General features: G+C 68.0%; 26 protein-coding genes. 22 read left to right on the plus strand and 4 right to left on the minus strand.

All coding sequences use genetic code 11. From position 1 onward, the window contains the following. The first annotated feature begins 5 nt into the window (after positions 1-5). Together ITJ43_RS00950 and ffh are read left to right on the plus strand one after the other, a co-directional pair. Complete coding sequence (locus tag ITJ43_RS00950; protein ID WP_228495267.1) at positions 6-554, plus strand: TetR/AcrR family transcriptional regulator; 549 nt, start codon at positions 6-8, stop codon at positions 552-554. Positions 555-600: 46 nt separating this feature from the next. Beyond that, entirely contained in the window at positions 601-2,154 is a 1,554-nt protein-coding gene (gene ffh / locus ITJ43_RS00955; protein WP_194581276.1) for a signal recognition particle protein, read from the plus strand. Positions 2,155-2,185: 31 nt separating this feature from the next. On the opposite strand, the gene ITJ43_RS00960 is transcribed toward ffh, so the two are convergent. Further along, positions 2,186-2,968, minus strand: coding sequence for an SGNH/GDSL hydrolase family protein (locus tag ITJ43_RS00960; protein WP_323741084.1), 783 nt, complete (start codon positions 2,966-2,968; stop codon positions 2,186-2,188). A 73-nt stretch (positions 2,969-3,041) separates the two neighbouring features. Further along, a complete protein-coding gene (locus ITJ43_RS00965) occupies positions 3,042-4,205 on the minus strand; it encodes a glutamate--cysteine ligase (RefSeq protein ID WP_194581278.1) in 1,164 nt (387 codons plus the stop codon). A gap of 183 nt (positions 4,206-4,388) precedes the next feature. Between ITJ43_RS00965 and rpsP the strand changes: the two genes are divergently transcribed. Genes rpsP through trmD form a run of 4 tightly spaced genes read left to right on the plus strand, consistent with a single transcriptional unit; the run spans position 4,389 to position 6,366 of the window. Beyond that, a complete protein-coding gene (gene rpsP / locus ITJ43_RS00970) occupies positions 4,389-4,817 on the plus strand; it encodes a 30S ribosomal protein S16 (protein ID WP_194581280.1) in 429 nt (142 codons plus the stop codon). A 5-nt stretch (positions 4,818-4,822) separates the two neighbouring features. Beyond that, a complete protein-coding gene (locus ITJ43_RS00975) occupies positions 4,823-5,053 on the plus strand; it encodes an RNA-binding protein (protein WP_194581282.1) in 231 nt (76 codons plus the stop codon). A gap of 1 nt (position 5,054) precedes the next feature. Then, complete coding sequence (rimM, locus tag ITJ43_RS00980; RefSeq protein WP_194581284.1) at positions 5,055-5,672, plus strand: ribosome maturation factor RimM; 618 nt, start codon at positions 5,055-5,057, stop codon at positions 5,670-5,672. Between the two features lies 1 nt (position 5,673). Continuing rightward, on the plus strand, positions 5,674-6,366 hold the full coding sequence (gene trmD / locus ITJ43_RS00985) for a tRNA (guanosine(37)-N1)-methyltransferase TrmD (RefSeq protein WP_194581286.1): 693 nt from the start codon (positions 5,674-5,676) through the stop codon (positions 6,364-6,366). Positions 6,367-6,379: 13 nt separating this feature from the next. Here trmD and map read toward each other — a convergent pair whose 3' ends face one another. After that, complete coding sequence (gene map / locus ITJ43_RS00990; protein WP_194581288.1) at positions 6,380-7,162, minus strand: type I methionyl aminopeptidase; 783 nt, start codon at positions 7,160-7,162, stop codon at positions 6,380-6,382. A gap of 25 nt (positions 7,163-7,187) precedes the next feature. Here map and ITJ43_RS00995 point away from each other — a divergent pair, with 25 nt between their 5' ends. The 10 genes from ITJ43_RS00995 to ITJ43_RS01040 all read left to right on the plus strand — a co-directional run bounded on the left by ITJ43_RS00995 (position 7,188) and on the right by ITJ43_RS01040 (position 14,942). Continuing rightward, the gene (locus tag ITJ43_RS00995) at positions 7,188-7,712 is read left to right on the plus strand and encodes an MFS transporter permease (protein WP_323741085.1); all 525 of its coding nucleotides are present in this window, start codon (positions 7,188-7,190) and stop codon (positions 7,710-7,712) included. Between the two features lie 173 nt (positions 7,713-7,885). Continuing rightward, positions 7,886-8,233, plus strand: coding sequence for a 50S ribosomal protein L19 (gene rplS / locus ITJ43_RS01000; protein WP_194581291.1), 348 nt, complete (start codon positions 7,886-7,888; stop codon positions 8,231-8,233). Positions 8,234-8,378: 145 nt separating this feature from the next. Beyond that, the gene (gene lepB / locus ITJ43_RS01005; protein ID WP_194581293.1) at positions 8,379-9,131 is read left to right on the plus strand and encodes a signal peptidase I; all 753 of its coding nucleotides are present in this window, start codon (positions 8,379-8,381) and stop codon (positions 9,129-9,131) included. Continuing rightward, positions 9,128-9,787 (plus strand): ribonuclease HII, encoded by a 660-nt coding sequence (locus ITJ43_RS01010; RefSeq protein ID WP_194581295.1) that lies wholly within the window; start codon positions 9,128-9,130, stop codon positions 9,785-9,787. The genes lepB and ITJ43_RS01010 overlap by 4 nt, the downstream gene beginning before the upstream one ends. A gap of 54 nt (positions 9,788-9,841) precedes the next feature. Next, positions 9,842-10,165, plus strand: a complete 324-nt coding sequence (locus ITJ43_RS01015) for a DUF2469 domain-containing protein (protein ID WP_060958485.1) — start codon at positions 9,842-9,844, stop codon at positions 10,163-10,165. 102 nt (positions 10,166-10,267) lie between these two features. Continuing rightward, entirely contained in the window at positions 10,268-10,630 is a 363-nt protein-coding gene (locus ITJ43_RS01020) for a YraN family protein (protein WP_194581297.1), read from the plus strand. After that, entirely contained in the window at positions 10,627-12,159 is a 1,533-nt protein-coding gene (locus tag ITJ43_RS01025; RefSeq protein ID WP_194581299.1) for a YifB family Mg chelatase-like AAA ATPase, read from the plus strand. The genes ITJ43_RS01020 and ITJ43_RS01025 overlap by 4 nt, the downstream gene beginning before the upstream one ends. Further along, positions 12,156-13,370 carry a DNA-processing protein DprA gene (dprA, locus tag ITJ43_RS01030; protein WP_194581308.1) on the plus strand — a complete coding sequence of 405 codons (1,215 nt, stop codon included), beginning with the start codon at positions 12,156-12,158 and terminating at the stop codon, positions 13,368-13,370. Before ITJ43_RS01025 ends, dprA begins: the two co-directional genes overlap by 4 nt. Before the next feature lie 73 nt (positions 13,371-13,443). Then, positions 13,444-14,340 (plus strand): tyrosine recombinase XerC, encoded by an 897-nt coding sequence (locus ITJ43_RS01035; RefSeq protein WP_194581310.1) that lies wholly within the window; start codon positions 13,444-13,446, stop codon positions 14,338-14,340. 29 nt (positions 14,341-14,369) lie between these two features. Then, the gene (locus tag ITJ43_RS01040; RefSeq protein WP_194581312.1) at positions 14,370-14,942 is read left to right on the plus strand and encodes a DUF3060 domain-containing protein; all 573 of its coding nucleotides are present in this window, start codon (positions 14,370-14,372) and stop codon (positions 14,940-14,942) included. Here ITJ43_RS01040 and ITJ43_RS01045 read toward each other — a convergent pair whose 3' ends face one another. Beyond that, a complete protein-coding gene (locus ITJ43_RS01045; protein WP_228495269.1) occupies positions 14,943-15,515 on the minus strand; it encodes a murein hydrolase activator EnvC family protein in 573 nt (190 codons plus the stop codon). It lies immediately after the preceding gene. Positions 15,516-15,807: 292 nt separating this feature from the next. Between ITJ43_RS01045 and rpsB the strand changes: the two genes are divergently transcribed. The 6 genes from rpsB to ITJ43_RS01075 all read left to right on the plus strand — a co-directional run bounded on the left by rpsB (position 15,808) and on the right by ITJ43_RS01075 (position 20,643). Next, positions 15,808-16,713 carry a 30S ribosomal protein S2 gene (gene rpsB, locus ITJ43_RS01050; protein WP_194581314.1) on the plus strand — a complete coding sequence of 302 codons (906 nt, stop codon included), beginning with the start codon at positions 15,808-15,810 and terminating at the stop codon, positions 16,711-16,713. A gap of 91 nt (positions 16,714-16,804) precedes the next feature. Further along, complete coding sequence (tsf, locus tag ITJ43_RS01055; protein WP_194581316.1) at positions 16,805-17,632, plus strand: translation elongation factor Ts; 828 nt, start codon at positions 16,805-16,807, stop codon at positions 17,630-17,632. 90 nt (positions 17,633-17,722) lie between these two features. Further along, on the plus strand, positions 17,723-18,442 hold the full coding sequence (gene pyrH / locus ITJ43_RS01060) for a UMP kinase (RefSeq protein WP_194581317.1): 720 nt from the start codon (positions 17,723-17,725) through the stop codon (positions 18,440-18,442). A gap of 56 nt (positions 18,443-18,498) precedes the next feature. Beyond that, positions 18,499-19,053 carry a ribosome recycling factor gene (frr, locus tag ITJ43_RS01065; protein WP_194582392.1) on the plus strand — a complete coding sequence of 185 codons (555 nt, stop codon included), beginning with the start codon at positions 18,499-18,501 and terminating at the stop codon, positions 19,051-19,053. A gap of 4 nt (positions 19,054-19,057) precedes the next feature. Then, positions 19,058-20,080, plus strand: a complete 1,023-nt coding sequence (locus ITJ43_RS01070) for a phosphatidate cytidylyltransferase (RefSeq protein WP_194581318.1) — start codon at positions 19,058-19,060, stop codon at positions 20,078-20,080. Further along, the gene (locus tag ITJ43_RS01075) at positions 20,077-20,643 is read left to right on the plus strand and encodes a DivIVA domain-containing protein (RefSeq protein ID WP_194581319.1); all 567 of its coding nucleotides are present in this window, start codon (positions 20,077-20,079) and stop codon (positions 20,641-20,643) included. The genes ITJ43_RS01070 and ITJ43_RS01075 overlap by 4 nt, the downstream gene beginning before the upstream one ends. Positions 20,644-20,766 lie beyond the last annotated feature (123 nt).

The raw sequence follows: 20,766 nt of genomic DNA on the forward strand, positions 1-20,766 counted from the left end.
AAGGAATGAGTTCAGGTCGCCCCCGGGCCACGTCGCAGGCGACGATCGCCGAAGCCGCGACGGAGCTGTTCCTCGAGCAGGGGTATGCCGAGACGACCGTCGCCGACATCACGCGTCGCGCCGGTGTGAGCAGGTCGAGCTTCTTCAACTACTTCGGCTCGAAGTCGGCGATCCTCTGGGCCGGTCTCGACGAGGGCATCGCCGCGGGGGTCACCGCCCTGCAGCAGGGAGCGCCGGTCGGGTCCGCCTTGCGCCGGGTCGTGGATGAGCTGCAACCGGATGCTCTCGCGCTGGGGATCCTCCACGGCGCAGCGATGGGGATCGCCGACGACCTCGCGGAGGAGCGGGCCATCCGCACCGGCATGCTCGCCCGGGCGCTCGCCGACCATTACCTCGCCGCGGGTGAAACGCAACTGGCCTCCGACGTGCGCGGTGCTCGCGAGGCCGGCGCAGTGCTCGCGGCCGTCTGGGCGTGGGCGGTTTCCGGACCGCCGCGGTCGCCGCTCGGCGATCTCGTGGATGAGGCTTTCACCCTCGCCGACCTCGACCGCTGACCCGACCGACGGCCCTCGGTGGGCGGTCCCGTAGAATCGGGGGATCATGGCGACTTTCGGTACCCTCAGCGATCGGCTGACAGAGACCTTCCGCAATCTCCGCACCAAGGGCAAGCTCACGCCCGCAGATGTGGACGGCACCGTCCGCGAGATCCGGCGCGCCCTGCTCGACGCCGACGTCGCCCTGGTCGTCGTCAAGGACTTCACGGCGAAGGTGCGCGAGCGTGCGCTCAGCGACGAGGTGAGCCGTGCGCTCAACCCCGCGCAGCAGGTCGTGCAGATCGTCAACGAAGAGCTCGTGGCCATCCTCGGTGGCCAGCAGCGTCGACTCCAGTTCGCCAAGACGGCCCCGACGGTCATCATGCTCGCCGGTCTCCAGGGTTCGGGGAAGACGACCTTCGCGGGAAAGCTCGCGAAGCAGCTGGAGAAGGATGGCCATACCCCCCTTCTTGTCGCGGCCGACCTCCAGCGACCCAACGCCGTCAACCAGCTGCAGGTCGTCGCGCAGCAGGCCGGCGCAGCCGTGTACGCCCCGGAGCCGGGCAACGGCGTCGGCGACCCGGTGCGCGTCGCCCGCGACGGCGTCGAGACGGCGCGGCGTCAGCAGCATGACGTCGTCATCATCGACACCGCGGGTCGCCTGGGTGTGGATGCCGAACTCATGAAGCAAGCCGCGGACATCCGCAAGGCGACCGATCCCGACGAAGTGCTGTTCGTGATCGACGCGCTCACCGGTCAGGACGCGGTGAACACCGCGAAGGCGTTCCAGGAGGGCGTCGACTTCACCGGTGTCGTGCTGAGCAAGCTCGACGGCGACTCCCGCGGTGGCGCGGCGCTGTCGGTGGCATCGGTCACCGGGCGGCCCATCATCTTCGCCTCGACGGGAGAGGGACTGGACGACCTCGAGGCGTTCCACCCCGACCGTATGGCGAGCCGTATCCTCGACCTCGGCGACATCCTCACCCTCATCGAGCAGGCGCAGCAGGCCTTCGACGAGGACGAGGCGCGCAAGGTCGCCGAGAAGCTCGCCACCGAGCAGTTCACCCTCGAAGACTTCCTCGATCAGCTTCAGCAGATGAAGAAGATGGGGTCGATGAAGAAGATGCTGGGGATGCTGCCCGGCATGGGCCAGATGAAGCAGCAGCTCGAGAACTTCGACGATCGCGAGATCGATCGCACCGAAGCGATCATCCGGTCGATGACTCCCGGAGAGCGTCGCAACCCCAAGCTGCTCAACGGTTCGCGGCGCCTGCGCATCGCCCGCGGGTCGGGGATGACGGTCACGGATGTCAATCAGCTCGTGCAGCGCTTCGATCAGGCCGCCAAGATGATGAAGACCGTCGCGCGCGGCGGGGTACCCAACATCCCCGGCATGGGCCCCATGGGAGGCAAGCCGGGAGCTTCGAGCAAGCGGGGTGGAAAGCAGAAGCCACGCAGCGGCTCGCGTTCGGGAAACCCTGCCAAGCGCGCGGCTGAGAATGCCGGAATCGCAACGGTGCCGACCGCGCCCACGGGCTCGGGTTTCGGTCTCGGTGGGGGAGCGCCGCAGCCGAGCGAAGCCGATCTCGCAGAGATCCAGAAGCTCTTCGGCAAGGGCTGACCCTCTCGTCGGAAACTGACGGGATCCTCGGTCAGAGCACGATGCCGAGGTCGTCGAAGGCCGCTTCGACGGCGTCGCTCAAGACGATCTGCCCCTGTGCATTGGGATGCTCGCCATCCCACTGCAGCAGCTCGGGTCGGCCCCGAAGGGGTTGACCGAGCGACACGAACACGCCGCCATCGTCGTCGACGGCGCTCTGGAGTGCATCGCTCGCCCAGCCGATCGCGTCGGGCTCGTCCCAATCGAGATGCCAGAGAGTTCCGATGCCGACAAGCCGCGCATCGGGCAGAGCCGCGTGCAGCGTATCTATCGCGGAGTGCGTGGCCTGCTCGATGTCGTCTTGCGCACCGTCGGAATCGTTGTCGGAGGATTGGATGACGACGACGCTGGGATTGAGTGCTATCGCCTTCTCGACGAGACCCGCATAGTCGTCTCCGCAGTCGCCGGCGATGATGAAGCCCGCCCCGCTGCACCCGAGATTGACGATCTCTGCACCGGTGTCGCGGGCCACCAGTGCCGGCCATGCCTGGTCGGAGTCGAGACCGAGACCCGCCATGATCGAGTCACCGATCGTCACGACGAGGCCGCCGGCGGCGGTCGGGGATGCGGCGGCCATACGCTGATCGGCGCTCGAGGTCGCTTCCGTGACAGGTGTCGAGCCGGGCCCCGGCGGGGCCGTCGGTGCAGCCACGACAGGCAGGCGCGGATCAGTGCCGTTCGCACTCGTGGCTGCGCACCCGCTCAGCCCGAGCGCAGCCACCGAGAGGACCGCGCTGCAGACGGCGGTCACCGGATCGATCCTGCGGGGAGGCACCACGTCACTCTATGTCGGGGTGCTTGTGAAGATGCCCAGCCGTCCGCCAGCGTGCGCCGTGAGGCGGAGTGACTCAATCGGTGAGGCCGGCGAGGTGCTCGTGCAGCGTCGGGCCCGCCCGGAATTCGCGAATCAGGTGATGCACGACCTCTCGTAGGTCGCCACCCGCCGCATCCGCGACGAGAAGTTGGCGGGCGGAACTACCGCCCTCATCGAGGATGCGACCGATGCCCGCGAACTCACGCGCGCAGTGCAGGTCCTGGGCGACGTCCGCGAGCGACTCCAGAGTCTCGCGCAGGTGCTCGGCGACGTGGCGTTGAGTGCCGTCCCGATCGACGATGACGCGAGCGCCGGTGCCGTATCGCGCCGCGCGCCACTTGTTCTCGCGGACGAACCAGGGCTGCAGGGTGGGCAGCTCGCGCCCGGCGTCGAGCTCGCGGGAGAAGTGTTCGACGAGCACTTGGACGAGAGCCGCGACGGCGGCGAGTTCCGGAAGGGTGGACATGCCGTCGCAGGCCCGCACTTCGATGGTGCCCCAGCGTGGCGCGGGGCGGATGTCCCACCTCACTTCGGTGGCATCTTCCATGACGCCGGTGCGGACCATGTCGTCGAGGTAGGACTCGTACTGGGTCCACTCCGTCAACGGCCAGGGAAGTCCCGCCGTGGGAAGCTGCTGGAACACCAACGCACGGTTGGACGCGTATCCCGTGCGTTCACCCGCCCAGTACGGGCTCGACGCCGATAGCGCTTGCAGGTGCGGGAGGTAGGTGGTCAGAGCGCCGATGATCGGGAACACCTTGTTGACGTCTTCCACGCCGACGTGGACATGGATACCCCAGATCATCATGTTGCGCCCCCACCACTGGGTACGCTCGATCAGCTTGTGGTAGCGCGTCTTGTCGGTGACCTCTTGATCGAACCACTGCGCGAACGGATGGCTGCCCGCGCACAGCAGGGCGATTCCGCGTGGGTCGGTGGCCGTGCGAATCTGCACGATGGCATCGGCGATGTCATCGACGACGGCCGCCACGGTGTCGCCGACACCGCTCGTCACCTCGATGGTGTTGGTCAGCAGCTCACCGGTGATCGTGTGACGCTCGAGCGAGGTGTCATCACCGAGAGCTGCGAGCACCTCCGGCGCCCGGGGCACCAGATCGCCGGTCCGTTCGTCGGCGAGCATGAGCTCCCATTCGATGCCCACAGAGGAGCGGCGGGATGTCGCGAAGGGCACCGTCATTGCCACAGTCTGACACGCGGTAGGCGGCTGGTTCGCGGCATCCGTCACGATCTGGCAAAATGGATAGCTGGACCGTGCGCTCGACCCTCTATCCGGCGTGCGATCCACCCCAGAGCCTCCGCCGGGTGTGCACCCCACAGCCCGTGCGTCGTTCATCATTTCCGAACACCATTCAGGAGAATTGTGTCTGTCAAGATCCGTCTCAAGCGCCTCGGCAAGATCCGCGCGCCCTACTACCGCATCGTCGTCGCCGACTCGCGCACCAAGCGCGATGGTCGTGTCATCGAGGAGATCGGCAAGTACCACCCCACTGAGGAGCCCTCGTTCATCGAGGTCGACTCCGAGCGCGCCCAGTACTGGCTCTCCGTTGGCGCCCAGCCGACCGAGCAGGTCGCGGCGCTGCTCAAGCTCACCGGCGACTGGGGTCGCTTCAAGGGTGACAAGAACGCCGTGTCGACCGTGAAGACGGCGGCGACCAAGGAAGAGTTCCAGGTCGACGCCGCCAAGAAGTCCGTCGTCAAGCCGAAGGCGGAGAAGAAGGCTGAAGAGCCCGCCGCCGAGGCTGCCGAGGTCGAGGCTCCGGCCGAGACCGAGCAGACCGACGCCGAGTAAGACCGTTGCTCTCCGCCGCGCTCGAGCACATCGTCAAGGGGATCGTCGATCACCCCGACGATGTCACCATCCGTTCCTCCTCTTCGCCTCGCGGCGACATCCTCGAGGTGCGTGTGCACCCCGATGATCGAGGTCGGGTGATCGGGCGCGGCGGGCGCACGGCAAAGGCTCTGCGGACCCTCGTGTCGGCTCTGGCCGACGGTGCGCGTGTCCGCGTCGACGTCGCGGACGACTGACATGGCCACTGCAGGACCCGCGCGCACCCAGTTGCGCGTCGGGCGTCTCGTGAAGGCCCATGGCCTTAAAGGCGCTCTGAAGTTGGAGCTGTACACCGACGATCCAGACGGGCGCTTCGTTCCCGGCGCCGTCTTCACGCTCCAGGTTCCCGAGTCGTCGCCGTGGCACGGCAAGACGCTCACCGTTCGCGAGTTCCGGTGGATGAACTCGCACCCCGTCGCCTTCTTCGAAGAAGTCGACGACCGCGACGCCGCTGAGAGCATCGTGCGGGCGATTCTCTGGATCGACCAAGAAGACAGCGCGTCGACCGAAGACGACGCGTGGTACGACCACCAACTCGTCGGACTGACGGTTCTTCGCGACGGCGCGGACATCGGCCGGGTCATCCGTGTGGAGCACCTTCCCGCGCAGGACCTTCTGGTGGTACGCCCCACGGATGCCGAGGGCGAGATTCTCGTACCGTTCGTCGCTGCGATCGTCCCCGACGTCGACATCGCCGCAGGAACCGTCACGGTGACGCCTCCCGCCGGCCTCTTCGAAGAGCTGCCGAGCGACGATTCCGACGAAGCCGAAGCCTCCGATGCTTCGGATGCCGAGGCCGTCGCCTCCGAGGACTGACGTGCGCATCGACGTCGTCACGATCTTCCCGGCGTTCTTCGACGTCCTGGAGGTGTCGTTGATGGGTCGCGCCCGCGGGGCGGGGATCCTCGATGTGCGTGTGCACGACTTGCGCGACTTCACCCACGACCGTCACCGCACCGTGGACGACACCCCCTACGGCGGGGGCGCCGGCATGGTGATGAAGCCGGAGCCGTGGGGTGAAGTGCTCGATGCCATCGCTTCGGACGCCACGAGTCCGCTCCACTTCGTGTTCCCGTCGCCCGCGGGCCGGGTATTCTCGCAGTCCACGGCTCGAGCGTGGGCCGACTCCGGAGAGCATTTCGTCTTCGGCTGCGGACGCTACGAAGGCATCGACGAACGCGTCTTCGCATATGCCGCGACGTTGGGCACCGTGAGTCTCACGAGCCTGGGTGATTACGTTCTCAACGGCGGGGAGGTCGCCGCGATGGCGATGATCGAGGCCGTCGGGCGGCTCGTGCCGGGCGTCGTCGGCAACCCGGAGAGCCTCGTTGAGGAGTCTCACGAAGACGGCTTGCTGGAGTATCCGTCGTACACGAAGCCGGCTGCATGGCGGGGCTACGATGTGCCCGAGGTGCTGCTGAGCGGACATCACGGACGCGTCGCCGAGTGGCGCCACGACCAGCAGGTCGAGCGCACGCGCACGCGACGGCCCGACCTGCTCTCCGACTGAGCCGGCGCCCCCGTCAGTCGACGCCGAGGAAGTTGCGGTCCGTGAGGATGATCGGCCCGTCATCGGTGATCGCGACGGTGTGCTCGGCGTGAGCGCCCCGTGAGCCATCGGCACTGCGCAGTGTCCACCCGTCGGGGTCGGTGATCAGTTCGTCGGTGGTGCGCAGGAACCACGGCTCCAGCGCCACCACGAGACCGGGACGGAGCGGGTAGCCGCGGCCGGGTTTGCCGTCGTTGGGAACGTGCGGATCGCCGTGCATCTCTCGCCCGACTCCGTGGCCGCCGAAATCCGTGTTGATGTCGTATCCGTCGGCGTGGGCGACCTCGGCGATAGCGTGCGAGATGTCGCCGATGCGATTGCCCACGGTCGCGGCGGCGATCGCTGCATCCAGAGCGCGCTCGGTCGTATCGATCAGGGCCAGGTCTTCGTCGCGGGGCGTGCCGACGACGAAGGAGACCGCGGAATCGGCGACCCACCCGTCGACCGCGACCGCGAAGTCGAGCGTGACCAGATCGCCGTCCCTAAGGGCGTAGTCGTGGGGGAGTCCATGCAGGACGGCGTCGTTCACCGATGTGCAGATCACCTTGCCGAACGGGCTGGCGCCGAAAGAGGGGTGGTAGTCGATGTAGCACGACTGCGCTCCCGTTCGCCGGATGAGCTCGTGCGCACGGCGATCGATCGCCAGCAGGTTCGTCCCCACCTTCGTCTCATCACGGAGCGTCGCCAGGGTCTCGGCGACGAATCGCCCCGCGGGACGCATCGCCTCGATCTCGACGGGGGTGCGCAGCTCGATCATCGTGATCCTTTCGTCAGGATCCATTGTGGCTGACCGGCGTAGCATCGAAGGTATGTGGCTGCGACAGACGTTCTTCCGGTGGCTGATTCCGGCGGCGTTCGCGCTGCCCCTGTGGCTGTTCGTCGGCTGGATCGTCTTCGGAGCGAGCCCCTGGGCCCTGCTGTGGGTTCTGCTGTCGGCGCCGATCGTCTTCGTGTGGCAGCTGATCGTGTCTCTGCTCGTGCGCGCGCGGGGCACGGTGCGTGCCGAGCGGGCGGTCTCGTGGCTGGACATCGGTGTCATCGGCGCCTGGCACGTGCTCGTGATCGCACTGGGCGCGTTCGACGGGCGGTGGTGGTGGCCGCTGTTCACACTGACCGTCGTGGTCGGCGTCGCGGCGATGTGGGTCTCGCTGTCGCAGCTCGGGCGTGAAGCGGGTTCCCGCGTCTCGCTGCTGCGGACATCGAGCGGCATCGGCTATGTCCCAGTGCCTCGCGCCGAGGCGCCGCGCGCTGCCACCGAGGAAGACATCATCGTGATCCACGAGAAGACGCCACCGCCGGCATCCTGAACGCCCGTCCGCGGTTTGGCGGGACCCGGTATCCGTGGCAGAATGGATGTTTGTGCCCTGAACAGGCTCTGCCTCAGGGGAGCACGGCGCCGGCAACGGACGCCTCGGGCACACGACTCCTTTCCAATACCCATCTCGCGATCGACCTGTGGCGGTCGCAGGAAGTGACGATCATGCAGATTCTCGACGCCGTCGACGCGGCTTCGCTGCGCAGCGACATCCCCGCTTTCGCCCCCGGTGACAACGTGAAGGTTCACGTCAACATCACCGAAGGCAACCGTTCCCGCATCCAGGTCTTCCAGGGCGTCGTCATCGGTCGCTCCGGCGACGGCGTGCGCGAGACCTTCACGGTGCGCAAGATCAGCTTCCAGGTTGGCGTGGAGCGCACCTTCCCGGTCCACAGCCCCGTGATCGACCACATCGAGGTTGTCACGCGCGGTGACGTGCGTCGCGCGAAGCTCTACTACCTGCGCGACCTCCGTGGCAAGAAGGCCAAGATCAAGGAGAAGCGCGACCGCTGACGCACGCGTTCTTCTCGGATGCCCCGGACCGCTCTGGTCCGGGGCATCCGTCGTCGCGGCGAGGCGAGCGACGAGCAAGCCGCACGCATGTGCGACCCTTGAGGGGCGGTACCGACGGGCGGCTCCGAGATCGAGAAAGACAGACATGGCTTCGGACAATCTGACAGCTCCGGACACGGCGCTCCCTCCCCGTTCACGGCGTCGCCGAGGCATCTGGATGCTGCTGCGTGACGTGCTGGTGATCGTGCTGATCGCTGTCGTCGTCTCGTTCGTCATCAAGACGTTCCTGGTGCGATCGTTCTACATCCCCTCCGGCTCGATGGAGCAGACCCTCCTCATCAAGGACCGCATCCTGGTCGATGAGCTGACACCGCGATTCGGCGGCTATCAGCGCGGCGACGTGGTCGTGTTCCGCGACCCGGGCGGCTGGCTCCCGCCGACGCCCGCGTCGCCGCCCCAGCCGCCGCTCGCCGAGGCCGCCGACTGGTTGCTGTCTCTCGTGGGCATCACCGCCTCCGACAGCGACGAGCATCTGATCAAGCGCATCATCGGCGTGGGCGGCGACCATGTCGTCTGCTGCAACGCGATCGGTCAGGTCACGGTGAACGGCACCCCGATCGACGAGACGCCCTACCTCAACCTTTCGCCCGGGCAGACGGCGCCGTCGCCGGTGCCCTTCGACGTCGTGGTCCCGAAGAACTCGCTGTGGGTCATGGGCGACAACCGCGACCATTCGCGCGATTCGCGCTACAACATGGACCAGCCGAACAAGGGCTTCGTGCCGCTGGACAACGTCGTCGGACGTGCGTTTCTCATCACCTGGCCGTTCGACCGGTTCGGCACGATCGACGGCCACCACGCGGTGTTCGCAGGGGTGCCCGCACCGGGTGCGGGATGAGCGTCGTCGCTCCCACGTTGACGACCGAGCGGCGGCTGCTGCGCGAACACGCGCTCGTCATCGCCTGCGATGAAGTGGGCCGCGGCGCTCTGGCCGGTCCGGTCGCCGTGGGTGCGGTGACGATGGATGCCGCGGGGGCTCGCCGACGCATCCCGGAGGGACTGCGCGACTCGAAGCTCGTTGCTGAGCGCCGACGGCACGATGTGGCCACTCGCGCCGCAGCCTGGGTGGGGGCGTCGGCGGTCGGGTGGGCAAGTTCCGCCGAGATCGACGAGGTCGGCATCATCCGAGCTCTGGGTCTCGCCGCCCTTCGCGCCATCGCCGAACTTCGCGCCGCCGGCGTCGTGCCGGAGCAGGCGATCGTGATCCTGGATGGCAACCACGACTACATCACTCCCGCCGGGGGAGCGGGATTGCGCGTGCAGCCGATCATCAAGGCCGACCGTGACTGTGCCTCGGCGGCTGCCGCTTCGGTGCTCGCCAAGGTCGCCCGCGACGATCTCATGACGCAGTTGCACGACGAGCACCCGGCCTACCGGTGGGAACGCAACAAGGGGTACGCGAGCATCGAGCATCGCTCCGCGATCCGTGAGCACGGTCTGAGTGCGCATCATCGCGCCTCGTGGGCGATCGCCGCCGCTCCCACGCTGTTCTGATCGCGTCCGCTCGGCATCCGCGGCGTCACGCGCGCCGCATAGGATGGGAACACCATGGACGACGAGGGCTTTGACGACTACGACCGCGAACTCGAGCTGGCGCTGTACAAGGAGTACCGCGATGTCGTCTCGCAGTTCGCCTACGTCATCGAGACGGAGCGGCGCTTCTATCTCGCCAACGACGTCAACGTCGTGCGCCGTGACACCGAGCACGACTTCTACTTCGAGATCTCGATGACGGACGTGTGGGTCTGGGACATCTATCGCGCCGATCGTTTCGTCAAGTCGGTGCGCGTGCTCACGTTCAAAGACGTCAACGTCGAAGAGCTGCAGCGTCGTGACTTCCAGCTGCCCGACGAACTCTCGCTCGACTCCTGACGGTTCGTTCGCGCCTCCTCCCCAGAGCACGCTCTTGCGGGTCTGTCCACTGAATCGGAGTGGGTCTGCCGATGGGACGGACGACGACGGCAGTCTGCTGGCATGGCAGACAAGGACGACTTCGGCCGGGCCGGCGAGGCGCAGGCGGCGAGATATCTGGCGCACGCCGGCTACGAGATCATCGATCGCAACTGGCGCTGTCCTGGCGGTGAGATCGACATCGTCGCCGTCGACGGCATCGAGCTCGTGGTGGTGGAAGTCAAGACCCGCCGGTCCGAGTCGTTCGGCCACCCCTTCGAAGCTGTCGATGCGCGAAAGCGCGCGCGGCTGTGGCGTCTCGCGCACCGGTGGGTCGCTGCGCACCCCGACGCCTCCGCCCGCCACCGAGTGCGCATCGACCTCGTCGGCATCACCGGCGCAGATCCCGCGACGGCGAGACTCGAACACCTGAGAGACCTGCGATGACGGTCGGGCGCACCTGGGGCATCGTGTTGACAGGACTGCAGGGCGATCTCGTCGAGGTCGAGGCGGACCTCTCCAACCAGACCCCGGGGTTTTCCATCATCGGACTGGCCGACAAGGCGATCGGCGAGGCTCATCAGCGGGTGCACAATGCATGCGCGAACAGCGACCTTTCCTTGCCGCGCCGAAAGCTCACCGTGAATCTCTCCCCGGCGAACCTGCCGAAACAGGGCTCGGGGCTGGACGTCGCCATTGCGATCGCGTCGCTGGCCACCGAAAGGGCGATGGATGCCGCCTCCCTCGCCGCCACGGTTCACATCGGAGAACTGGGGCTCGACGGCAGGCTGCGGCCGGTCGCCGGAGTGTTGCCCGCGGTGGCCGCCGCGGCTCGCGCCGGCGTGCGGAAGGTCGTCGTTCCGTATGCGAACCGTGACGAAGCGGCGCTCGTCACCGACGTCACCGTGTTCGGCGCCATCAGCCTTCGCGATGTGGCCCGCTGGCACGGGCTCGACGTCGACGAGGGTGCCTGTGAGCCCGTGCCACACGCAGCCGCATCCGCGGTCCGCACGCCCGCGGAGAGTCTCGATCTCGCGGATGTCATCGGGCAGAGCGACGCCGTCGACGCGCTCACTGTCGCCGCCGCAGGTGCGCATCACCTGCTCATGAGCGGGCCGCCTGGGGCGGGCAAGACGATGCTGGCGCGCCGACTTCCCGGCATCCTCCCTGACCTCGATGACGACGCCGCCGTGCAGGCCGCGTCCCTGCGCTCGCTCGCGGGGGAGCCGATCGCAGAGCTGTCGCGCGTTCCCCCGTTCGAGGCGCCGCATCACAGCGCCAGCGCGACCGCGCTCGTGGGCGGGGGGAGCCGTACGGTGCGTCCAGGATCGATCGCGCGGGCAAGCGGCGGGGTGTTGTTCCTCGATGAGGCCGGCGAGTTCGGGGCACAGGCACTGGACGCGCTGCGCCAGCCGCTCGAGTCGGGCGCGATCGAAATCCACCGCGCCGGCTTTCGCGCCAGTTTCCCGGCGCGGTTTCAACTCGTGCTGGCCACGAACCCCTGCCCCTGCGGCAACTACGGCGTGCCGGGAGCGGATTGCAGGTGCCCGTCGCTGGCGATCCGTCGGTACCTGGGCAAGCTCTCCGGCCCGCTGCGCGATCGCATCGACATCGAGCTGTCTCTGCAACGTGTCTCCACGACTCGAAGCGAGGCGGCCATGGCCTCGGTCACGAGCCGCGATGTCCGCGAACGTGTGATGGCCGCCCGCGAGCGTGCGGCACGCCGGCTTCGAGCGACTCCCTGGCGCACAAACGCGCGGGTGGCCGGCTCTTGGCTGCGCAACGGGCCCCTCGCGCCCGATGCCGCGATCCGTCGCCCGCTCGACGCCGCGCTGCACCGCGGTGCCCTCACGTTGCGCGGCTACGACCGCGTGCTCCGCGTCGCTTGGTCGGTGGCCGATCTCGCGGGCAACGACCGTCTGGAGCCCTCTGACATCGGTCGTGCGCTCTATCTGAAGAAGGGGCTCGGCGGATGAGCGCCCTCGTCGATGTCGCGACCGCGCGACGTGGGATGGCCGCCCTCGTGGACGAGGGACTCGGGGATGAGGAGATCCAGCGCGCCTACGCTCATGCCGTGTGGTCGACGTTGGTCGAGCCGGGAGACGGTGTCGCGGGGGCGCTCATCGAGGCACTCGGCGTCGTTCGCGCGCTCGAACTCGCCCTGTCCCAAACGAGTGAACGGGCCGCGACGTCCGAGATCGGCCTCGACGACCGCGAGCTGCGCGCCGGCTATGCGCGCTGGCAGCCTCGCCGCGGGGATGCCGTGTCAGCCTTCGATGCTGCCCGTCGCGCCGGCGCGCGGCTGCTGACGCCGGACGACGCGGCCTGGCCGGTCGCCGTGAGAGACCTGGGCGTACACGCGCCGCTGTGTCTCTGGGTGCGTGGCGATACGGGCATCCTCCGCACGCCGGCCGCCGTCGCACTCGTCGGCGCCCGCGCCGCGACCGCCTACGGCACACACGTCGCCAGCCAAATCGCGGCCGAATGCGCCGCCGACGGCATACTGGTCGTCTCAGGGGCGGCCTACGGAATCGACGGAGCCGCCCACCGCGGTGCCCTCCACGCGGCGGGCCCGACCATCGCGGTGCTCGCTGGAGGTGTCGACCGTCCCTACCCCGCGGGCCACGGCGACCTGATCTCGCAGATCGCTCGCAGCGGCACCGTCATCGCGGAGGTTCCGTGTGGTTCCGCGCCGACGAAGTGGCGGTTCTTGGCTCGCAACCGTGTCATCGCGGCGTTGTCGGGCGCGACCGTCGTCGTGGAGGCGGCCCAGCGCAGCGGCGCTCTGAACACCGCCTACCATGCGGCATCTCTGGGGCGGCCGCTCGGGGCGGTTCCCGGCCCGGTCACGAGCGCGGCCTCGGCGGGGTGTCACCGGTTGATGCGGGAAGCGGATGCGGTGTGCGTCACCGGGAGTGCGGATGTGCGCGAACTGTTGGGCTACGGGCCAGAGAGTGACCCCATCCCCGGCGCGGAGGACGCGGCTCGCACCGACGGAACCACGCGGATCATGGATGCGCTGAGCGCGCGCACGCCGCGGACAACGGACGAGGTGGCACGGCGTTCGGGATTCTCGCCGGCCGACGCGGGCGGCGTGCTCGGACTGCTGGAACTCGACGGACGCGTCGAACGTGCGCCGACGGGATGGACACGCCGTTCGACGGCCTCCCCGCCGCGGCTGTGGTGAGGGCACATCGTCGGGCACGGCGCCACCGGAGCGTCGCGAGAGGGAAACTCGCGCCGCGCGTCATGCTGGAGGGATGCACCTGTCGCAGGCGGTCGACGCGTACGCGAGACACCTCGCCGACGTGCGTCGGTTGTCGCCGGCAACCGTGCGTGCGTACACGGGCGATCTGCGCGACCTTGTGGCGGCGATCGGCGATCGAGAACTTGCCGAGATCGACCTCGAAGCGCTCCGAGACTGGCTGTGGCGCGCAACGACCCGCGGCGATGCGCGCTCCACTCTCGCTCGCCGGACGGCCGCTGCCCGTGGGTTCTTCTCCTGGGTGACGGAGAAGGGGTGCATACCGCTCGACCCCGCGCTGCGACTCGTCGCTCCGAGGCGCGGGCGCCCCCTGCCGAAAGTCGCGACGGCGGCGGCGATGGAAGCCGTTCTCACCAATGCCGACGCGACCAGTGACGGGTCCGACCCGATTGCGCTGCGCGACGCCGCCATCCTGGAGTTGCTCTACGCCTCTGCGCTGCGGGTCTCCGAACTGTGCGGCATCGACCTGGAGGATCTGGATTCGGCCAGACGTACCGTGCGCGTCTGGGGCAAAGGCGGCAAAGAGCGGGTGGTGCCCTACGGTGCTCCCGCTGCCCGGGCCCTCGAGGCCTACATTTCCCGGTCGAGACCGACGCTCATGCGGCGCGGCGGCGGCACGCCCGCACTGCTGCTCGGCGCGCGTGGCGCGAGGCTCGGCCCCCGCTCCGCCTACGACATCGTCTCGCGCGCGATTGCGCCGGCGGTCGGTGAGGCCGCTGGTCCGCACACCCTCCGGCACTCGGCGGCGACCCATCTCCTGGATGGCGGCGCCGACCTCCGGACGGTCCAGGAGATGCTCGGCCACGCAAGCCTGGGAACGACTCAGATCTACACGCACGTCTCGTCCGAGCGACTCGCCGCCGCCTACCGGCTCGCACACCCCCGGGCATGACCGCAGATGTGCGGCGCTAGCCTGCTCTCATGAGGACTCGTCCCATCGGGGTTGTCGTATCCGTGGTGATCGCCATGGCGCTGACAGCGTGCGCCGCAGAACCGGACGCGCGTCGCACGGTGCTCCCGACACCCAACGAGGCGACGGCGATCGCCTCGCCGTTGTCGTCGCCTTCGAAGACGGTGCTCGTGCCGTCGCCGACGATCAGTGCGGCGCCCACGCCTTGTGCCGGCGGCACCGTGACGATCTCGGGTGGGTCGGGCACGTCGGCACGCGTCGGTGACTGCTACCGGGTTTCCGTCACGGGCAGCGGCATCACGCTCGACACCTCCGCCGCCGCCATCGGCACGCTCCTCATCCAGGGCGACAACAACCGGGTCATCGGGGCGGCGACGCTGACCACGGTGACCATCGAGGGCCAGGACAACAGCGTGGACGCGGCGCGAGCGGCCAGTGTGACGGTCCGCGGTCAGCGCAACGCGGTGACGAGCTCCGAGGAGATCGGTGCGCTCGAGATCTCCGGCAACGACAACGCCGTTTCGGCACCGCGCGTCGTGACGACATCGGTCAGCGGCGACGGCAACACCTACCCTGCTCCCTGATCATTCGCAGCACGGCAGAAGCACGGCACGCGGCATCGCCGACAACAGCAGCAGCGGATTGACGTACTCACCGGCGAGGCGGGCTCCCAGGTGCACTTCGCCGATGCGGGTGTGTCCGCCACCGGCGAGCACGCCCACAGGCTCGCCGGCTCGCACGACGTCACCGACCGCGACGTGCGGGTCGATCGGCTCCAGCGTGCTGACGACGCCATCGCCGTGATCGATCGTCACGACCCCCCGATCGACGACGACACCCGCGAACGCCACTACTCCGTCGGCGACCGCCGACACGTTGGTTCCGACCGGAGCCAAGAGATCGATACCGCGATGACCCGCCCCGTAGGCATGTGCCGGGGCGCGGTACGGCTCGGTGACGCGCGGTGGCGTGACCGGCCATCGCCACCGCTCGTCGCGGTCTGGAGCTGCCCACGCCACGACGCGCGCGGGAGCTATCGCCAGGGGTGCGATCGTGGCCGCCCGCGCCTCCGATGCGGGGCACGCACTCCAGACGAGCAGGACAGCGACCATCGTGACAGCCCGGACGGTGCGAGGTGGCCACCGATACTCAGTCATCCCTCCACCCTGCGCACCCCCCCGCGGGCACCGCGGGACAGGGAGCGGAATCTGTGGAGAACGCGGACCCGCTCGTCGCGGGGGAGGAGGGAGTCCGGCTGATACACTGATCGATGCACCCCGCGAGTCGGGGTGACTCCGCGTGCCCACAGCGGCGCCGTCCCACGGACGGATGCCGCGGCATTCACACCCCGAGGTCTCACCGCGATAGCGGCGAGCGGGTGTGCGCCGGGCACCAGGCGCACGGGACCGACCGGTCCCCGCGATCAACCCAACGAAAAGGAGAACGGCCATGGCCGTCGTCACCATTCGCCAGCTGCTCGACAGCGGCGTTCACTTCGGACACCAGACCCGCCGGTGGAACCCGAAGGTCAAGCGCTTCATCCTGACGGAGCGCTCCGGCATCCACATCATCGACCTGCAGCAGTCGCTGGGCTACATCGACAAGGCCTACGAGTATGTGCGCGAGACGGTCGCCCACGGCGGCACCGTGCTTTTCGTCGGCACCAAGAAGCAAGCGCAGGAAGTCATCGCCGAGCAGGCGACGCGCGTCGGCCAGCCCTACGTCAACCAGCGCTGGCTCGGTGGCCTCCTCACCAACTTCTCGACCGTCTCCAAGCGTCTTGCGCGCATGAAGGAGCTTGAGGAGCTCAACTTCGAGAACCCCGCCGAGAGCGGCTTCACGAAGAAGGAGCTGCTGCTCAAGAAGCGCGAGCTCGACAAGCTGCACAAGTCGCTCGGGGGTATCCGCAACCTCACGAAGACGCCCTCCGCCATCTGGATCGTCGACGCCAAGCGCGAGCACCTCGCGGTCAGCGAAGCCCAGAAGCTCGGCATCCCCGTGATCGGCATCCTCGACACCAACGCGGACCCCGACGAGTTCCAGTTCCCGATTCCGGGTAACGACGACGCGATCCGCTCGGTGGGCCTGCTCACCCGCATCATCGCCGACGCTGCTGCCGAGGGCCTCATCCAGCGCCACCAGCCCACCGACGAGTCGGCCGACGCTGAGCCCCTCGCCGACTGGGAGCGCGAGCTGCTCGAGACGCCCGTCGTGGAGGCCGCTGAGGCCGAGACGGCCATCGTGACCGACGTCGCAGAGGTCGAGACGATCGCGACCGAGTCGGCCGCCGACGAGGCCGGCGCCGAGGCCAAGGCCGAGGGCGACGACGCGGCCCTCGCCGCCGCTGCCGAGTAAGACCACCCTTCGCACGGGTGCGGACATGCCTCTGAGTGTGTCTGCACCCGGCATCCCACGAGAACTCACGACACGCAAGGAGCCACCACCCATGGCAAACTTCACCATCGCCGACATCAAGGCCCTGCGCGAGCAGCTCGGCACGGGCATGGTCGACACCAAGAAGGCACTGGAGGAAGCTGACGGCGACCTCGAGAAGGCCGTGGAGATCCTGCGCCTCAAGGGCGCGAAGGGCAACGCGAAGCGTGCCGACCGCTCCACGAGCGAAGGCCTGGTCGCGGCCTCCGAGAACGACGGCAAGGTGACCATCATCGAGCTCAACACCGAGACGGACTTCGTCGCCAAGAACGAGCGTTTCATCGCGCTGGCCGACAAGGTGCTCGCCGCGGCCGCCGCCGTGAGTGCGGACTCGGTCGAGGCCGCACTGGCTGCGGATGCCGACGGCAAGCCGGTCGCGGACCTGATCTCCGACGAGGCAGCGATCATCGGCGAGAAGGTCGAGCTTCGTCGCGTGCGCACGATCGCGGGCGACAAGTTCGAGGTCTACCTGCACAAGACCAGCAAGGACCTTCCCCCGCAGGTCGGCGTCGTGCTGGCCTACGCGGGTGACGACGCAGAGACTGCGCGCTCGATCGCACAGCACATCTCGTTCGCCAACCCGACCTACCTCTCGCGTGACGACGTTCCCGCGGCTGAGGTCGAGAAGGAGCGCGAGATCGTCACGGAGATCTCGCGCAACGAGGGAAAGCCCGAGGCGGCTCTGCCCAAGATCGTCGAGGGACGCGTGAACGCCTTCTTCAAGCAGGTCGCCCTGCTCGATCAGGACTACGCGAAGGACAACAAGCTGTCCGTCGCCAAGGTCGCCGGTGACGCCGGAATCACGATCACCGACTTCGCCCGCTTCAAGGTCGGCGCCTAAGTCGCCTCAGGGGGTCCGCATTCACCCGAATGCGGGCCCCTTTTCCATGCCCGCCCTTCGATAGTCTGCATTCGACGAGAGGATCCCCCCGTGATCGATGAGAACACCGGACGCCGTCGCGTCCTCCTGAAGTTGTCCGGAGAGGCATTCGGCGGGGGGCAGCTGGGCGTCAATCCGGACGTCGTCGGTCAGATCGCTCGGGAGATCGCGGAAGCGGTTGACCGCGTCGAGATCTCGATCGTGGTCGGTGGCGGCAACTTCTTCCGCGGCGCGGAGCTCAGCCAGCGGGGTATGGACCGTGGGCGGGCGGACTACATGGGCATGCTGGGCACCGTGATGAATGCTCTCGCCCTGCAGGACTTCCTCGAACAGGCCGGTGCGGCGACGCGGGTGCAGTCCGCGATCTCGATGACTCAGGTGGCCGAGCCCTACATCCCACGGCGCGCAGAGCGCCACATGGAGAAGGGCCGCGTCGTCATCTTCGGCGCCGGTGCCGGACTGCCCTACTTCTCGACGGACACGGTCGCCGCTCAGCGCGCGCTCGAAATCGGCGCGACCGAGGTACTGGTCGCCAAGAACGGTGTCGACGGCGTGTACACGGCCGACCCGAAGACGAACCCCGACGCTGAGCGCATCGACACCATCACCTACCGAGACGCGCTGCAGCGCGGGCTGAAGGTCGTGGACTCGACGGCGTTCAGCCTGTGCATGGACAACGGTATGGACATGCGTGTCTTCGGCATGGAGCCTGCGGGCAACGTCACCCGCGCGCTGCTGGGGGAGCCGATCGGGACGCTCGTCAGCGTCTGAGCCCCGCGGCCCCCCGCACTAGACTTTCCCTGACGTACCGAATGAATGGAGTGACCGTGATCGCCGAGATCCTGGCCGACACGTCCGCCCGTATGGACCGCGCCGTTGAGGCCGCGAAGGACGACTTCGCGACCGTCCGCACGGGTCGCGCGAACCCGCAGCTCTTCCAGAAGATCCTGGTCGACTACTACGGCTCTCCGACGCCGCTCTCGCAGCTGGCGTCGCTGAACACCCCCGAGGCGCGCACGTTGGTCGTGACGCCCTACGACAAGTCGGCTCTCAAGGCGATCGAGCAGGCGATCCGCGACATGCCGAACCTCGGGGCGAACCCGACCAACGACGGCAACATCGTCCGCGTGACCATGCCGGAGCTGACCGCCGAGCGTCGCAAGGAGTACGTCAAGCTCGTGCGCACCAAGGGCGAAGATGCGAAGGTGCACCTGCGCGGCATTCGCCGTAAGGCCAAGGACGAACTGGACGCTCTCAAGAGCGAGGTCGGCGAAGACGACCTCGTGCGCGCTGAGAAGGAACTCGACGCCGTCACGCGCAGCCATGTCGATGACATCGACGAGGCACTCAAGCGCAAAGAGGCCGAGCTTCTCGAGGTCTGAGGACGTGCCGACGATCGACTCTCCGGACGATTCGGTATCCGGGCACCTCCCCGGGTCCGGAGACGACCGCGCCCGCGCGGAGAGCACGTCCAACTTCCAAGCCCACGTGCGCGCGGCGCGGAGCGAGTTCGAGCATCAGATCGATCGCGCCCGAGCCGATTTCGACCAGGTCAACGACCGCATCAACGCCCGCACGGGCCGCAACCTGCTGATGGCGATCGTCATCGGCGTGGCCATCGGGCTCGTGGTGCTGGGCTCGCTCTTGTTCATCAAGTGGCTGTTCTTGATCTTCGCCATCCCGGTCTGTCTTCTCGGTGTGTTCGAGTTCAGCCGTGCCCTGCAGACCGCGGGGCGTCGCGTCGACGTCTGGCCTCAGTTGGTCGCCGGCACGATCATCATGCTGTCGGCGTTCTTCGCAGGCCACCTCACACATTGGGCACTCACGTTCGGCGCGGTGGCGGCGGTCATCGTCTGGCGTCTGATGGCCCAGATGGTCGCGCGCGACGGACGTCGCTACGGGGATGTGCTCGGCGACGTGCTCATCGCTGGCTTCGTCCCGCTCTATGTCCCCTTCCTCGCCAGTCTCGCTTTCGTTCTGCTCCGCCAGGAACAGGGCGAGTACTGGGTGCTCGGCATGTTGATCGCCGTCGTGGCGACCGACACCGGTGCGTACGCCTCGGGTCTCGCGTTCGGCTCGCACCCCATGGCGCCGCGCATCAGCCCGAAAAAGACGTGGGAGGGCTTTGCCGGCGGAGCGCTGGCGACGATCGCTGCCTCGATCCTCTGGGCGCTGTTCATGCTTCATGTGCCCTGGTGGGCCGGCGCGATCTTCGGTCTGCTCATTCTCGGTTGCGCCACTCTGGGTGATCTCGGCGAGTCGATGATCAAGCGTGACCTCGGGATCAAGGACATGAGCTCGTGGCTGCCCGGCCACGGCGGTGTTCTGGACCGCCTCGACTCCATCCTGCCGTCGGCCGCTGCGGCACTGGCCCTCTACTTCTTGTTCTTCCCCCTGGTGACGTCATGAGCGATTCTTCCGAGGCCGTGACCTCGCCGTTCCCGCTGACCACGGGCCGCACGCGCGGCTACCGTCCCGAAGCTGTGGACGCCTTCCTCGATCGCGCTCGTGCGGCGTTCGAGTCGGGGGAGCGGACTGATCTCGACTCGACGGTCGTGCGGACGGCGGCCTTCCCGTTGGTGCGTCGCGGATATCAGGTCGCCGCGGTGGATGCCGCCCTCAGCCGTATCGAGGACGCCTTCGCCGCTCGCGAGCGTGAGCAGGCGCTGTCGCGCCGCGGCGCGCGCGCATGGGTGGGGCAGTCCCGCCAGCTCGCACAGGAGGTCCTCGACCGTCTCACACGTGCGAAGGGGCATCGTTTCCGTCGGGTCGGCCTGTTGCGATTCGGCTATCGGGTCGACGAGGTCGATCTGGTGGCCGACAAGATCGCGCGCTTCCTCGAGGACGGCGAGCCGGTGACGGTCGACCAGGTCCGGTCGGTCGCATTCCGCATGCAGCGCCGAGGTTACAGCGAAGCCCAGGTGGATGCTGTGCTCGACGCCGTCGTCGAGGTCATGCTTGCGGTCGTGTGACCGGCGCCATGACACGGGTTCCGGCGCACGGGTACAATCGGTGGCACTGTGACTCCTGAGGCCGATCTGACACCCGCGGATGCTGTGGAGCGTGCGACTCGCGCGTCCTCTCGTCACGCCGAG

Source organism: Microbacterium sp. VKM Ac-2870 (genome assembly GCF_015350795.1).
Lineage (GTDB): Bacteria > Actinomycetota > Actinomycetes > Actinomycetales > Microbacteriaceae > Microbacterium.

Excerpts from the sequence above, each read along its gene's own strand:
- tsf (WP_194581316.1), top strand. The coding sequence starts at position 16,805 with ATGGCAAACTTCACCATCGCCGACATCAAGGCCCTGCGCGAGCAGCTC.
- dprA (WP_194581308.1), top strand. The coding sequence starts at position 12,156 with ATGAGCGCCCTCGTCGATGTCGCGACCGCGCGACGTGGGATGGCCGCC.
- map (WP_194581288.1), bottom strand. The coding sequence starts at position 7,162 with ATGATCGAGCTGCGCACCCCCGTCGAGATCGAGGCGATGCGTCCCGCG.
- ITJ43_RS01025 (WP_194581299.1), top strand. The coding sequence starts at position 10,627 with ATGACGGTCGGGCGCACCTGGGGCATCGTGTTGACAGGACTGCAGGGC.
- ITJ43_RS01035 (WP_194581310.1), top strand. The coding sequence starts at position 13,444 with ATGCACCTGTCGCAGGCGGTCGACGCGTACGCGAGACACCTCGCCGAC.
- ITJ43_RS01045 (WP_228495269.1), bottom strand. The coding sequence starts at position 15,515 with ATGACTGAGTATCGGTGGCCACCTCGCACCGTCCGGGCTGTCACGATG.
- rpsB (WP_194581314.1), top strand. The coding sequence starts at position 15,808 with ATGGCCGTCGTCACCATTCGCCAGCTGCTCGACAGCGGCGTTCACTTC.
- rimM (WP_194581284.1), top strand. The coding sequence starts at position 5,055 with ATGGCCACTGCAGGACCCGCGCGCACCCAGTTGCGCGTCGGGCGTCTC.
- ITJ43_RS01075 (WP_194581319.1), top strand. The coding sequence starts at position 20,077 with ATGAGCGATTCTTCCGAGGCCGTGACCTCGCCGTTCCCGCTGACCACG.
- ffh (WP_194581276.1), top strand. The coding sequence starts at position 601 with ATGGCGACTTTCGGTACCCTCAGCGATCGGCTGACAGAGACCTTCCGC.
- ITJ43_RS00950 (WP_228495267.1), top strand. The coding sequence starts at position 6 with ATGAGTTCAGGTCGCCCCCGGGCCACGTCGCAGGCGACGATCGCCGAA.
- lepB (WP_194581293.1), top strand. The coding sequence starts at position 8,379 with ATGGCTTCGGACAATCTGACAGCTCCGGACACGGCGCTCCCTCCCCGT.
- rplS (WP_194581291.1), top strand. The coding sequence starts at position 7,886 with ATGCAGATTCTCGACGCCGTCGACGCGGCTTCGCTGCGCAGCGACATC.
- ITJ43_RS01040 (WP_194581312.1), top strand. The coding sequence starts at position 14,370 with ATGAGGACTCGTCCCATCGGGGTTGTCGTATCCGTGGTGATCGCCATG.
- ITJ43_RS01015 (WP_060958485.1), top strand. The coding sequence starts at position 9,842 with ATGGACGACGAGGGCTTTGACGACTACGACCGCGAACTCGAGCTGGCG.
- ITJ43_RS01010 (WP_194581295.1), top strand. The coding sequence starts at position 9,128 with ATGAGCGTCGTCGCTCCCACGTTGACGACCGAGCGGCGGCTGCTGCGC.
- ITJ43_RS00965 (WP_194581278.1), bottom strand. The coding sequence starts at position 4,205 with ATGACGGTGCCCTTCGCGACATCCCGCCGCTCCTCTGTGGGCATCGAA.
- ITJ43_RS01020 (WP_194581297.1), top strand. The coding sequence starts at position 10,268 with ATGGCAGACAAGGACGACTTCGGCCGGGCCGGCGAGGCGCAGGCGGCG.